A 12870-nucleotide genomic window follows, 5' to 3' on the forward strand; every position below is an offset into this window, starting at 1 on the left:
GGCCGTCTTCTGCATTGAAGACGGCCTTTTTTTCATCCCGTTACCCCTTTCCCGACAACACCATACAATAAGTAAAAACTAATTATTGCACTCTAACTGCCTGGTTTATAACAACTTTTAACACGATTTACCTAAACGGATCCCTCCCTTCGCCGATCTGTTTATCAAACCTGGACCCGCCCTGACGGCCTGCTGGGCCTGCCTCACACTCTCCCTGCGAGCAGTAGGAGAATCCCACAGGGGACCGTTGCGGTTGGACCATCGACACACCGCAAGGAGGTTTGCATCCGATGTCACTGAAGAACCTGAGTATTGGCAGCAAAATCTATCTCGTTTCCGGACTGTTGATCCTGATCTTCACTACCTGCCTGTCCTGGATCTACGTTCGTTATCGCGACCAGGTGTGGCAAGGCAGTCGTCAGGAACTGGCCATGGCCGTCGATACCGCATGGGGCATCGTCGATCATTACAGCAAGCAGGCGGGTGAAGAGCTCTCGGTCAGCGAAGCACAGATGCTGGCAAAAAGCGCCATTCGTAATCTGCGTTTCGACAACAATCTCTATTTCTGGATCAACGACACGACACCGGCCATGATCATGCACCCCATCAAGCCGCAGCTCGAGGGTAAGAACCTGGCCAACGTCAAAGACCCCAACGGCAAGCATCTCTTCCGGGAAATGGTCCAGGTCACCTCCAAAGACGGCGCCGGCTTCGTCCAGTACCAGTGGCCGAAACCGGGGCAGGAGAAACCGACCGACAAGCTCTCCTACGTGCGCAAGCATCCCGGCTGGGGATGGATCATCGGCGCCGGCATCTACCTGGATGACCTCCAGTCACGCATCAGTCATGCCTTCTGGACCATCATCGGCGGCCTGGCGCTGGCCATCGTCGCCTCGATCGTGTTGGTCTTCTTCCTCGCCCGCCATGTCTCGCGCCCCCTGCACCAGACGGTGGAAATGATCGAGGAGATGGAACGCGGCCACCTCGACATGCGGCTCAACCTCAACGACCGCAAGGACGAAATGGGACGCATGGCCCGAGCCATGGACGCCTTTGCCGACTCACTGCAAAACGAGATGGTCGCGTCACTTCAGAAGCTGGCCAATGGTGATCTCGATTTCAGCATCACCCCACGCGACGACAAAGATGTACTGCGCCATTCGCTGAAGAAGCTGGAGATGGACCTCAACAGCATCATGAGCGAGATCCAGCATTCCGGCGAACAGATCGCCATCGGCGCCGACCAGGTTTCCGGCGCCAGCCAGTCCCTCTCTCGCGGCGCCACCGAATCGGCCGCCTCACTGGAGCAGATCGCCGCCTCGCTGCTGACCATCACCGAGCAGATCCAGAAAAACGCCAGTAACGCCGACAAGGCGAACCACCTTTCGAGCCAGGCGCAAAAAGCCGCCGAAGACGGCAATTCCGAAATGGAATCGATGCTCGCCGCCATGAACGAAATCGCCGAGGCGGGTCAGAATATCAACAAGATCATCAAGACCATCGACGAGATCGCTTTCCAGACCAACCTGCTGGCGCTCAACGCCGCCGTCGAGGCAGCCCGCGCCGGCCAGCACGGCAAGGGCTTCGCCGTGGTCGCCGAAGAGGTGCGCAACCTGGCCGCCCGCAGCGCCAGAGCCGCCCGGGAGACGGCGGAACTGATCGAAGGGTCGGTCGAATTGACCGACAAGGGGACCGACATCGCCAACAAGACCGCCAAGGCCCTGGAGCGCATCGTCGGCAGCATCACCGAAGTCTCCGATCTGGTGGCCGACATCGCCACAGCCTCCAATGAGCAAGCCGAAGGCATCAACCAGATCAACATCGGCCTGACCCAAATCGACCATGTCACCCAGCAGAACAGCGCCACTGCCGAGGAGACCGCCGCCTCCAGCCAGGAGCTTTCGAGCCAGGTTTCAAAACTGCAACAGATGCTGCGGCGTTTCCGGCCGAAAAGCGCCAGAGCCAAAGAATGGTCGGTCCCCCAGCCTACCAGGGCAGTGACGCCGTCTCCCAAAACCCCGCCCGCTCCAGCGGCCGCGGCATCTACTACAGCCAAGGAAAGCGTCATTCAACTCGATGACAGCGAGTTCGATCGCTACTGACCACCTCGTTCTGTTCTGCCGGCGACCCGCCGAGAGAGAGGGGGTCGCCGGCAGAAGCCCGCTCGTCATTCGCTACCTCCATCTAGGGCGGCCTTCAAATCAAACAGGCATAGACAAGAACATCGCCGAGGGCGATCTCAGTCACGACATCGAACTCAGTTCGGACAAGGACGTGCTTGGCAAGGCACTGAAGATGATGCGCGACAACCTGAACACATCTTTGCCACCATCCATCAGGACTTCCTGCGTCAGGTCGACGAGTTCAAGCAGCATTTCCAGGCCGGCAAACGCCTGATGCCGGCCGAGATCTTCAACTTCCTCAAGAAATGGCTGGTCGAACATATCAAGCGGGAAGACCGCGACGGCTACGGCCCCTACCTGCAGAACAATGTCAACTGACCACTCCCACCAAAAGCCCCCCGCGTCAGAGACGCGGGGGGCCCGATTGGCTGACTAGGCAAACTGGTCACAGACGTTCAGTCGACCAGCTCCTTCACGTCCTCCCGCCTTTCCCGGCTGAATTCCTGCCGGGCTTCGCGCCGCTCCTGCCGGTAGTCCTGCCGGTCGTCGCGCAGGTCGGCCTGCAGCTCACGTCGTTCTTCTCGCCGCTCCTGCCGATAATCCCGCCGGTCCTGCCGCATTTCCCGCAGGGCTTCCCGGCGTTCGCTCCGGTTGTCGGCATTTTTCAGGTCACTGAAATTCTGCCGCTGCTCCCGGCGGTAGACCTGACGGTCCTGGCGGCGCTCCTGCCGGAAATCGCGGACATCGCCACGAACATCCTGCCGGAAATTGCGCCGGTCGGCACGACGCTCCTGGCGAAAATCATGGCGAGCCTCTCTCCGTTCGGAACGGAACTGGCGCCATTCCCCACGGGAGGGCCGTTGCCAGGCCATCGCAGGCAGGGCCAGGGTCGTCACAAGCACCGTCAGGGTCAAAAGGGTCAGCATCGATTTCATTTGTTACCTCCTGTCTTTGTGGGTATTCGGGACAAGGTCGCGTCCTTTGCTCCCATAGACGAAGGTAGCGGGAAAAGGTTGACAGATTTTTTCAGCCGGACCAAAAGACCGAAACGGCGGTTGACTTGTCAGCCGATTCGGTCAAACTTAGGAAAACTGGAAACCATCCGGATTCCAAGCCGAATCGGTGCCTCCATGTCGACGAACGCACCGATCAGGTTCAATCCAAGGAGAGATGCACATGGATAGCCTGACCGTACAGGATGCCGTCCGGCGCTCGATCATGACCGAAAAGAGCGCCATGGATTTCTACCGCCTCGGCGCCCGGCACATGAAAAACGACCGCGCCCGCCAGACTTTCGAGCTGCTGGCCCGCGAGGAACGGGAGCACGCCAGAATGTTCCACGATCTCTACACCGGCGACGACCTTTCCGATTTCGACACCCTGATGGAGCAGGAGCCGGCGGCCGGCGACTGGCTAACCGACCTGGAAAAGAACCTGTTCGCCGATTTTGACGATCGCAAGGCGATGGAACTGGCCCTGGAAAAGGAAAAAGCTCTGGCCGAACATCTGAAGAAGATGGCCGACAGGTTCGACGACCCCGAGGTCAAGGCCGTCTTTCTCAAAAACGTCGAATCGACCGACGCTCACTATCAGATGATCGAAGCCGAATACGCCCGCCTGATGGGCATGGTACACGATACTGACGTCGATACCTTCGTCCGGGAGTAATCCCCCCCCTTCACTTCCGGCTGGGGAAAACCGCATCGATCAGGCCATTCCGTCCGCGGCCTGTCCGTCTCCTCTGACGGGCAGGCCGCGTTGTTACCGGCCGCACGAACTGCGCCGGAGCAACTGACGCCCGGCCATATGCAGGGTCGTGGCAGCGCCGGCAAGCCCTCTCCCGTCATCCGGAGAGGCAAGAACACGCCCGAATCGGGTGACCCGGAGGACGGCCATGACCGAAAACTTCGACGCCCCAAGCTTTCGCCGCCAGGTACGCGACCAGGCCCTGACCTTTCTTCGCCAGGCCCCCGCCGACCAGGCTGCGGCGGCAAAAGCCGTACAGGCCCTGGCCGAAAACTTCAACCAACGCTTCAGAAACAACCGGGCCGCCATCGCCTGCGGTCCTGGCTGCGGCGACTGCTGCCAGGTCAACGTCGCCGTTCTCGAGGCGGAAACGGCCCTCGTTCTCCAGCATCTGCGACAGAAACTCGACAGTGACGCATGCCAGGCTTTTGCCCGCCGCATCCGCCGGCTGCAGATCAGGGTCGGCGGCCTCGACGACGAAGAACGCCTGCTGACCCGCGTCCGTTGCCCCTTTCTCGACGACAGGCAAAGCTGCACCATCTATCCGGTACGCCCCCTGCTCTGCCGCGCCATGACCTCGACCGACAGGCAGTCCTGCCGTGACGCCATCGCCCTGGCCGCTCTCGGCGAGGAGCGGCCGGTACTGGTTCACCTGTTGCAAAAGGAACTGTTCGAGGCAGCTTTCCTCGGGCTGGCCGATGCCCTGGCCGCAACTGGACGGGACAACCGGAGTATCCCACTGATTACCGCCCTCGACCGCAAACTGAATCAGCCGGTGGGCAGAACTTCCGAAGACTGCTGCTGAAGGGCGATCAGACCTTCACGCAGGATGCGTGTCGCCATCTCCGCCTCGACAGGACGGCTGAAGAGAAAGCCCTGGATCTCGTTGCACTGGTGCCGCTTGAGAAATTCGAGCTGCGCCTCGGTTTCGACCCCCTCGGCGATCACGTTCAGATCGAGGCTCTGTCCCATGGCGATGATCGCCTTGGCGATGGCGGCATCGGTGGTGTTGCGATCGACCTCGCGCACGAAAGACCGGTCGATCTTGAGGGTGTTGACGGAAAAACGCTTGAGATGAGACAGGGATGAATAGCCGGTGCCGAAATCGTCAATGGAAATGTGAATGCCGATTTCCTTCATCTGTCGCAAAACGGCAACAGCGAAATCGGGATTCTGCATCACCACGGTTTCAGTGATCTCGATCTCGAGACACTCCGGCGGCAGATCGTAACGATCGAGCACCTGGCGAATCTGCCCGACCAGATTCTGCTGCTGCAGCTGGTAGCCGGAAAGATTGACCGCTACCCGAACCGGGGCCAGTCCCTCGTCGAGCCAGCGACGCAACTGACGGCAGACCTGATCCAGAACCCAGTCGCCAATGGCGAAGATGAGTCCGGTCTCCTCCGCCAGGGGAATGAACTCGGCCGGCGGCAGCAGCCCCAGTTCCGGATGTTTCCAGCGGATCAGCGCCTCGAAGGATGAAACCCGCTCCTCCTGTACCTGCACCTTGGGCTGGTAGTGGATGCGGAATTCATTCCGCTCCAGGGCCCGACGGATGCTCCCTTCGATGATCATCCGCTTTTCGCTGTCCTGATCGAGAGCCTCGTGGTAGACCATGCAGTTGTTGCGCCCCTGGGCCTTGGCTCCGTACATGGCGATGTCCGCCTTTTTGACCAGCTCCTCCGGATCCTGATGATGCCGAGGGAAGAAGGCCATGCCGATGCTGGTGGTAATGAAGAGCTCATGGCCGTTGACGACCACCGGTTCGGCCAGCACCTCGAGAATCTTGCCGGCCACCTTTTCGGCATCCTGCGGCTGCTGCAGGTTGCCCAGCACAATGGCGAACTCGTCTCCCCCCATGCGGCCGACGCAATCCGACTCCCGCAGCAGTCCCTTCAGTCGCGACGCCGTTTCCATCAGCAGTTCGTCGCCGGCGGCATGTCCCAGAGTGTCGTTGATGATCTTGAAGCGGTCGAGATCGAGAAAAAGCACGGCCAGCTCCTTCTTCAGCCTGCGCGCCATGGCCAGCGCCCCTTGCAGCTGCTCGATGAAATGCATCCGGTTGGGCAGGCCGGTCAAGCTGTCGTGATGCGCCAGGTAGTAGAGCTGCTCCTGCGCCCGCATCCGCTCGGTCACGTCCCGGCAAATGCCCCAGGCGAGCATTTCTCCTCCCTGGCGGCTGCAGGTAACACTGCCCTCGACATGTATCACCCGGCCGTCCCGACCGAAAAAACGCCCCTCGATACTGCCACCACTGCCATCGCCTCGCAGAGCCTCCTGGATAGCCATCAGGCAGCGGCCGCGCTCCTCCTTGGCCAGCACATCGGTAAACCGCAAACCGGCCAGATGTTCCGGAGCGTACCCAAGCGCCTGGTACCAGACCCGGTTGGCGTAGACGAACCGACCGTCGGACCGCACGCAGAAAATGAGATCGTTGGCGTTGTCGAGAAACTCGACCAGTCGTTCTCTGCTCTCGCGGGCGGTGCGGTTCTCCTGCCGGATCACCCGCATGAGAAAGGCGCTGATCATGGCCACCGTGGCATTGAGAACGGCCACCCAGGACCACATCAGTACCAGGAAAAGAGGATCCCGATGCAAGGCCTGGTCGACAAAAGGCATCTTTACCGGCGGCAGGACACCCCGGTACTCGAACAGCAGCATCAGTCCGTAGACGAGCGAACCGAGCAGGCCGACGGCGATGACGTAGCGACGCCTCTCGAGCAGCACCGCCGCCTCGATGGAAACCACCAGGTAGACGGGCCAGAACCAGCTCGCCGCGCCGCCGCTGAAATGGATGAGCAACGAGACCAGGCTCAGGTCGAGAACGATCTGCAGGGCGTTGATGCCGGGAAGGGTGGAAAGGCTTTCGTAGCGCCAGTACAGCAGTGCGTTATAGACCAGAACCACCACTGCGGCCAGACAGAGGATGAGAACCTGCCGGTCGGTGACAAAAAAACCGTAGCTGCTCGAAGAAAAGAGCAGGGCGGCCACCATGCCGTAGAGACCGAACAGAAGAAGGATCAGCCAGCGGGCACGGACAACGAGATGATTGCGCTCCCTGGCATCGGCGAAACGGGCGCTTCGGCCGTTGTCGTCACCGGCGAGATGCGACTGGAAAAAGGACCAGCCGTCGGCGGGCATGTCGTGTTCCGGCCTTTTCAATCCGTCCATCCTTTCCGCCAGGTCCAGAAGTCGGCCCCCTGACTCTTCGTTTACATCGGAGGGACCGGCCAAAACAGAAAAGCCTGTCAGTAAAGACATGCAAAATCGCCGCCAAGTTTTTCACAACCATTGCCCGGCCCAAACGCCCATTCAATGGCATTTTGGCGGCAAAGGACAGAAGATATGGCCTTTTGACCAAAACTTACGGTTCGCGGCGCAACCGCTCCAGGTACTCTTCCCATTCGACCGGCAGCATCGACTGCTTGCGGCTGTTGCACGCCTTGCAGGCCGGCACGCAGTTCCCCCGCGTGCTGCGTCCCCCGCGCACCAGCGGCACCACATGGTCGAGGGTCAGCTCCTTGGGATCGACCCTGGCCTGGCAGTAGTGGCAGATGCCCCTGGCGATCCGGTTCTTCCACCACTGGCTGCGGCGCAGTTCCCGCGCCCGGGCCCTTTCCCGGCGGATATGCTCTTCACTCGCTTCGAAAAAGAAGGTCATCGATCAGGCTCCCTGGCCGGCATTCTACGTGAGACGCCGGCACCGGGCAAGGACTGCCGGCTTGCCTAACGTCCCGATTTGTGCCATTAAATGAGCTTCCAACTTCGGGCGGCATGATACCGCCCGGAACAGCGACCCAGACAAGCGATGAAAATTCTGATTATCGGATCCGGGCAGGTCGGCTACTTTCTCTGCGAAAGGCTCTCTCTCGAGGGGCACGAGGTCACGCTGGTCGACCGCAATCCCGAACAGCTGAAAAGGGTTGAGGACCGGCTCAACGTTCTCGGCATCGAGGGCAACGGCGCCAGTGCCGAGGTACTCGAACAGGCGGGAATCAAGCAGACCGACATCTTCATCGCCGTCACCAACCAGGACGAGGTCAACATCCTGGCCTGCCTGCTGGCCCGCGAATACAGTGTTACGACACTGGTGGCCCGCGTCAAGAGCATCGAATACAGCGGCCGGCGGGCGGTGCTCTCCAAGGAAAAACTCGGCATCGACCTGCTGATCAACCCCGAGGACGCCGTCGCCGAAGAGATTGTCAAGCTCGTCCGCAGAACGGGAACCTTCGATGTCGCCGAGTTCGTCGAAGGCAAGATCCAGTTCCTCGGCTACCGTATCACCCGGGAAAGTCCCCTGTGCGACCTGACCCTGCGCGAACTGGGAGAGCTGAAGGGGATCTACCGTTTCGTCGTCACCGCCATCGAGCGCGACGGCAAGACCATCATCCCTCGCGGCAACGACACTATCCAGGCGGGGGACCGCATCTTCATCATCGCCCACCAGAACGATCTGCCCGCCATCCAGTACATGCTGGAACAGAAGGAAGAGAAGAAATCCCGCCGGCCTCGGGCCTTCATTCTCGGCGGCGGACATATCGGGCTGCACGTGGCCGGTGACCTTGAGGCACTGGGGTACGACATCCGCATCATCGACCGGGACGAAAAACGCTGCGAGCAGATCTCGGCGAAACTGAGGCGCTCCCTGGTCATCCACACCGAGGGAACCGATATCCAGTCCCTGGCCGACGAAGGAATCGCCGAAGCCGATTTCTTCGTCGCCGTCACCGAAAACGACGAAAGCAACATTCTCTGTTCCCTGCTGGCCAGGCATCACGGCGTCAAGCGCACCCTGACCCTGGTCAACCAGCCGGAACTGCTCAACCTGGCACCCTCCCTGGGCATTGACGCCTGCGTCTCGCCACGCATCGCCGCCGCCAGCGCCATCCTCAAGTATGTCCGCCGGGGAGAGGTCATCTCCATCGCCGCCATCGAGGGAAGCAACGCCGAGGTGCTGGAGCTGCAGGCACAGAAGGGAAGCCAAGTGACCAGCACCGAACTGGCAAACCTCAACTTTCCGCAGGGCGCCATCGTCGGCGCCATCGTCCGCGGAGACGAGTACGAAATTCCCACCGGCGCCTCGCGAATCCGGGAAGGAGACAGGGTGGTGGTTTTCGCCCTGCCCGGCGCCGTCAGCAAGGTCGAGACCTTTTTCGCCGGCCCATGAACGTTCGCCTGACCCTGCGCCTGCTCGGCGCCCTGCTGATCTTTCTGGCCGGAACCCTGCTCTTTCCGGTCCCTTTTTCCCTCTATTTCGGCGACGGAGCCACCGCCGCCCTGCTGCTCTCCGCCCTGCTGTCGGCGGTTGCCGGGGCAACCCTCTTCTTTCTCTTCCGGACTGAAAACGAACTCTCCCTGCGGGAAGGGTTCGCCGTCGTCTCCTTCTCCTGGATCCTCTTCTCCGCCTTCGGCGCCCTTCCCTTCCTCTTCAGCGGCACCATCAGCAACCCCATCGACGCCGTCTTCGAGACCATGAGCGGCTTCACCACCACCGGGGCGACCATCCTGACCCGGATCGAGGGGCTGCCCGAAAGCATTCTGCTCTGGCGCGCCCTGACCCACTGGCTCGGCGGCATGGGCATCATCGTCCTCTCCCTGGCGATCCTGCCCATGCTCGGAGTCGGCGGTATGCAGCTGTTCAAGGCCGAGGTTCCCGGCCCGACTGCTGACCGGCTGAAACCACGCATCCAGGATACCGCCAAACTTCTCTGGGGGGTCTATGTCCTGCTGACCATGGTCGAAACCCTGCTGCTGATGCTCGGCGGAATGAACTTCTACGAGGCGCTCTGCCACGCCTTCGCCACCCTTGCCACCGGCGGCTTCTCCACCCGCAACGCTTCGGTCGGCGCCTTTGACAGCAGCTACATCGACTGGATCATCACCCTGTTCATGTTCCTGGCCGGCGTCAATTTCAGCCTGCACTATCACGCCCTGCGCGGCCGCTGGCGCGATTTCTGGAAAAACGAGGAATTCCGCTGTTATCTCGGCATCACCCTGGCTGCCACCCTGCTGCTGGTCATCGCCAACCAGGGCCGGATCTACGGTTCCCTGATCGACAACCTGCGCTACAGCGCCTTTCAGGCCACCTCCATCCTGACCACGACCGGGTTCGGAACAGCCGACTACGAACAGTGGCCGGTCATCGCCCAGTACCTGCTCGCCTTTCTGATGTTCATCGGCGGCTGCGCCGGATCGACCGGCGGCGGCATCAAGGTGCTGCGCATTCTGCTGCTGTTCAAGCACGCCCACGTGCAGATCTTCCGTCTCATCCATCCGCGGGCGGTAAGGCTGGTCAAGCTCGGAAACGTACCGGTCAACCGCGATGTCATGCAGTCGATCCTCGGCTTCTTCGCCCTCTACATCGGCATCTTCGTCATTGCCTCCTTCATCATGGCCGGGACCGGCCTCGACCTGGTATCGGCCGGCATGTCGGTGGCGGCCACCCTGGGCAACATCGGTCCGGGACTGGGCAGTGTCGGTCCGGTCGACAACTACGCCCACATCGCCCCGTTCGGCAAGGCGGTACTGATTCTCTGCATGCTGCTCGGCCGACTGGAAATCTTCACCGTGCTGGTGCTGCTCTTTCCCACTTTCTGGCGAAAATAGCCGGACAGCCCCCAAAATAAAAATCCGGATGCAGCGCTTTCCCATCCCACGGCATTCGATCGACAAATGCCCAGCGGATTCGAAACCCCGCACCCGGACCTTTTACGGCTGGCCGCAAGCCCTGAAATCAGTGTTCGGTGCCGTTGCGACGGCTCCCCTCCAGCGGAAAGATGGTGACCCGGTTGCGTCCCAGCGCCTTGGACTGATAGAGTGCCCGGTCGGCGGTGTCGATGACCGTCAGCTTCTCCAGGTGGGAACTGCCGGCCTCGAAGACGGTGCCGCCGAGACTGACGGTCACCCGGATCTTTTCGCCGCCTATCTCGGTCGCAAGGCTCTCGATGGTCCGCCGCAGGCGCTCGGCAAAAACCCGCAACCCCGCGGAATCGGCATGGGGCAGAATGACGGCGAATTCCTCGCCGCCGTAACGGGCGACAATGTCAGAAGCCCTGACGGCTGCGACCGTCGCCTCGGCGATGTTCTTCAGAACCAGATCCCCCACCGGATGACCGAAACGGTCGTTGACCGCCTTGAAATGGTCGAGATCGAACATCAGCAGCGAAAAACAGCCGCCGTAACGGCGCACCCGTTCGATTTCGTGGTCGACCATCTCCTGAAAATAGCGGTGGTTGTAGAGGCCGGTCAGCCCGTCGCGCAGAACCAGCTCCCGCAGCCTGGTATTGGTCTGCCGCAACTCCCCCGCCAGTCGCTCGCTGCGCTCACGCGCCTGCTTCAGCTCCATCACCAGCTGTTCGCAGGACAGGTTCATCTCCCGCAGTTCCTCGTTGGCCTCCTCCAGCATCTGCGAGTAGGGCATCATCTCGCCGGGTTCGAGATCGAAGCTGGCGAAAACCTCGCGGGCCTTCTCCGCCACGCTGTCGACCAGCATGGTGACCGCCGGTTGGGACAGACCGAAACGGGACGTCATCAGCGCCTGCAGTTCGCTCACCTTGCGACCCATGTCCGAGCCATGATAGATCGCCGACAGCTGATCCGCGAGGTGCACCACCTCGACAGTGTCCTGCCACTTGCCCTGCACCTCGGCGGGCGCATGGTGAAAGCGAACCGGCACCGTCACCTTGTCCGGCAGTCCCCAGTTGGCGAGCAGGGTGGCCGTCAACTCGGCGTGGTCGAAGCCGAACCGCTCCTTCTCCACCACCGAAACGGGAACGTCGCGCCGGCAATGTTCGTCGAGTAGCTCGCGATAGACCACCGGATCGTCGCGCTGCAGCAGCAGGATGCCTATATCCGCCACCAGCCCGGTGACAAAGGCCTCGTCGTTGGGCTGGCCGACGAACTTGGCCACCAGCTCTGCCGCCACCGCCATGGTGACGGCCCGTCGCCAGAAGTAGTCGATGTCGAAACCTTCTTCTCCGCAGCCGCGCAGCTCCTCGGAAATGACGAAGGACAGGGCGATGTTCTTCAGGACGTTGACTCCGAGAACGGTCAGCGCCTTGTCGATGCTGGCCACCGGGTAGCGCAGGGAATACATGCTCGAATTGGCGATTTTCAGCAAGCGGGCGGTCAGGGCCGGATCGGAGGCGATGATGTCGGCCAACTGCCCCATGGAAACATTGTCCTGCTTGACCGCCTCGAGAATCTTCACCGCGATCGCCGGTGGCGAAGGCAAACGCAACCGCTGGCTTATCAGGCCTTCAATGGTCATGATTGTTCTTCCTGACGAAAAAAATTGGTTCCTTCTCCTTATCGGCAGAAGGACACCGGAATCCATGCTTTTTTTTCACGGACGGCAACGGGAAAGGCAACGGCGGCCAAAAGGCGTGAAAATACAAAAAAAAGGAGGGGAACCGGGCCGGGACACCCGCGAACCCCTCTGCACATTGCAAAAGGAAATGAAAAAGGTAGCTCGAGTCTAGAATGAAAATCTCAAAAAGATCTCAAATTTTCAGCTCCGGCCCAAAAAATTTTTTAAAAATGCCTGGCCCCACCTTGATGAAGGTGGGGCCCCCCCTCCGGACAAGGCCTGATGGCCCCTTTTCCGGGCTTCCGGAACCCCTCCTCCATCCCGGAAACCGGAAAATCCGGAACTGGCAATCAAACCCGTGGAACCTCCCTGCCGGCGCACGATACCCGACAGCCGCCCCCAACCGAACTTACAGCAGCAATTTGAACGCGCTGGGAACGTTCCTGCCATTGGGCATCATGTCGTCGCTGAAACTGACCGTTTCCGACCGGTAGAGCCGGTAACGCTCGCAATAGCGGACCAGTCTGCCGCAACAGTAGGAATCGAACAGCCCCCGCCAGGCGGCGCTGTTCTTGGTCGCGAAGCGCTGATAGAAACCGCATTGCTCGATGAATTCACAGCGTTCCATCTTAAGCTCTCCTGTTTCGCCGGTTGCGGCCAGCGACCATTGCAGTCTGCGGCTCCATTTATAGC

11 protein-coding genes are annotated in these 12870 nt (G+C 60.8%); 5 read left to right on the forward strand and 6 right to left on the reverse strand.

The annotated features are described in order from the left end of the window. Positions 1-290: 290 nt before the first annotated feature. Complete coding sequence (locus EDC39_RS07940; protein WP_148895845.1) at positions 291-2102, forward strand: methyl-accepting chemotaxis protein; 1812 nt, start codon at positions 291-293, stop codon at positions 2100-2102. 141 nt (positions 2103-2243) lie between these two features. On the opposite strand, the gene EDC39_RS15745 is transcribed toward EDC39_RS07940, so the two are convergent. After that, the gene (locus EDC39_RS15745) at positions 2244-2375 is read right to left on the reverse strand and encodes a hypothetical protein (RefSeq protein ID WP_281289743.1); all 132 of its coding nucleotides are present in this window, start codon (positions 2373-2375) and stop codon (positions 2244-2246) included. Between the two features lie 203 nt (positions 2376-2578). Next, positions 2579-3058, reverse strand: a complete 480-nt coding sequence (locus EDC39_RS07945) for a hypothetical protein (protein WP_148895846.1) — start codon at positions 3056-3058, stop codon at positions 2579-2581. Between the two features lie 241 nt (positions 3059-3299). Here EDC39_RS07945 and EDC39_RS07950 point away from each other — a divergent pair, with 241 nt between their 5' ends. Together EDC39_RS07950 and EDC39_RS07955 are read left to right on the forward strand one after the other, a co-directional pair. Next, positions 3300-3791 (forward strand): ferritin-like domain-containing protein, encoded by a 492-nt coding sequence (locus EDC39_RS07950; RefSeq protein WP_148895847.1) that lies wholly within the window; start codon positions 3300-3302, stop codon positions 3789-3791. A 226-nt stretch (positions 3792-4017) separates the two neighbouring features. Continuing rightward, on the forward strand, positions 4018-4674 hold the full coding sequence (locus tag EDC39_RS07955) for a YkgJ family cysteine cluster protein (RefSeq protein WP_148895848.1): 657 nt from the start codon (positions 4018-4020) through the stop codon (positions 4672-4674). Here EDC39_RS07955 and EDC39_RS07960 read toward each other — a convergent pair. Next, positions 4638-7031: a putative bifunctional diguanylate cyclase/phosphodiesterase gene (locus EDC39_RS07960; protein ID WP_187426711.1), complete on the reverse strand. Its 2394-nt coding sequence runs from the start codon at positions 7029-7031 to the stop codon at positions 4638-4640. The two genes, EDC39_RS07955 and EDC39_RS07960, sit on opposite strands and share 37 nt — an antisense overlap. Positions 7032-7233: 202 nt before the next feature. Further along, on the reverse strand, positions 7234-7530 hold the full coding sequence (locus tag EDC39_RS07965; protein ID WP_148895850.1) for an HNH endonuclease: 297 nt from the start codon (positions 7528-7530) through the stop codon (positions 7234-7236). Positions 7531-7677: 147 nt separating this feature from the next. Here EDC39_RS07965 and trkA point away from each other — a divergent pair, with 147 nt between their 5' ends. Together trkA and EDC39_RS07975 are read left to right on the forward strand one after the other, a co-directional pair. Then, positions 7678-9036, forward strand: coding sequence for a Trk system potassium transporter TrkA (trkA, locus tag EDC39_RS07970; RefSeq protein WP_148895851.1), 1359 nt, complete (start codon positions 7678-7680; stop codon positions 9034-9036). Beyond that, entirely contained in the window at positions 9033-10475 is a 1443-nt protein-coding gene (locus EDC39_RS07975) for a TrkH family potassium uptake protein (RefSeq protein WP_148895852.1), read from the forward strand. Before trkA ends, EDC39_RS07975 begins: the two co-directional genes overlap by 4 nt. A 127-nt stretch (positions 10476-10602) precedes the next feature. Here EDC39_RS07975 and EDC39_RS07980 read toward each other — a convergent pair whose 3' ends face one another. Continuing rightward, the gene (locus EDC39_RS07980; protein WP_187426712.1) at positions 10603-12138 is read right to left on the reverse strand and encodes a sensor domain-containing diguanylate cyclase; all 1536 of its coding nucleotides are present in this window, start codon (positions 12136-12138) and stop codon (positions 10603-10605) included. Positions 12139-12586: 448 nt separating this feature from the next. Next, positions 12587-12805: a hypothetical protein gene (locus EDC39_RS07985; RefSeq protein WP_148895854.1), complete on the reverse strand. Its 219-nt coding sequence runs from the start codon at positions 12803-12805 to the stop codon at positions 12587-12589. Positions 12806-12870: the final 65 nt, after the last annotated feature.

The organism is Geothermobacter ehrlichii, assembly GCF_008124615.1.
GTDB classification, from domain to species: domain Bacteria; phylum Desulfobacterota; class Desulfuromonadia; order Desulfuromonadales; family Geothermobacteraceae; genus Geothermobacter; species Geothermobacter ehrlichii.

What these genes read in the sequence shown, in the direction of transcription:
- EDC39_RS07965 (WP_148895850.1), bottom strand. Translation starts at nt 7,530, where the DNA reads ATGACCTTCTTTTTCGAAGCGAGTGAAGAGCATATCCGCCGGGAAAGG.
- trkA (WP_148895851.1), top strand. Translation starts at nt 7,678, where the DNA reads ATGAAAATTCTGATTATCGGATCCGGGCAGGTCGGCTACTTTCTCTGC.
- EDC39_RS07945 (WP_148895846.1), bottom strand. Translation starts at nt 3,058, where the DNA reads ATGAAATCGATGCTGACCCTTTTGACCCTGACGGTGCTTGTGACGACC.
- EDC39_RS07985 (WP_148895854.1), bottom strand. Translation starts at nt 12,805, where the DNA reads ATGGAACGCTGTGAATTCATCGAGCAATGCGGTTTCTATCAGCGCTTC.
- EDC39_RS07980 (WP_187426712.1), bottom strand. Translation starts at nt 12,138, where the DNA reads ATGACCATTGAAGGCCTGATAAGCCAGCGGTTGCGTTTGCCTTCGCCA.
- EDC39_RS07975 (WP_148895852.1), top strand. Translation starts at nt 9,033, where the DNA reads ATGAACGTTCGCCTGACCCTGCGCCTGCTCGGCGCCCTGCTGATCTTT.
- EDC39_RS07940 (WP_148895845.1), top strand. Translation starts at nt 291, where the DNA reads ATGTCACTGAAGAACCTGAGTATTGGCAGCAAAATCTATCTCGTTTCC.
- EDC39_RS15745 (WP_281289743.1), bottom strand. Translation starts at nt 2,375, where the DNA reads ATGCTGCTTGAACTCGTCGACCTGACGCAGGAAGTCCTGATGGATGGT.
- EDC39_RS07955 (WP_148895848.1), top strand. Translation starts at nt 4,018, where the DNA reads ATGACCGAAAACTTCGACGCCCCAAGCTTTCGCCGCCAGGTACGCGAC.
- EDC39_RS07950 (WP_148895847.1), top strand. Translation starts at nt 3,300, where the DNA reads ATGGATAGCCTGACCGTACAGGATGCCGTCCGGCGCTCGATCATGACC.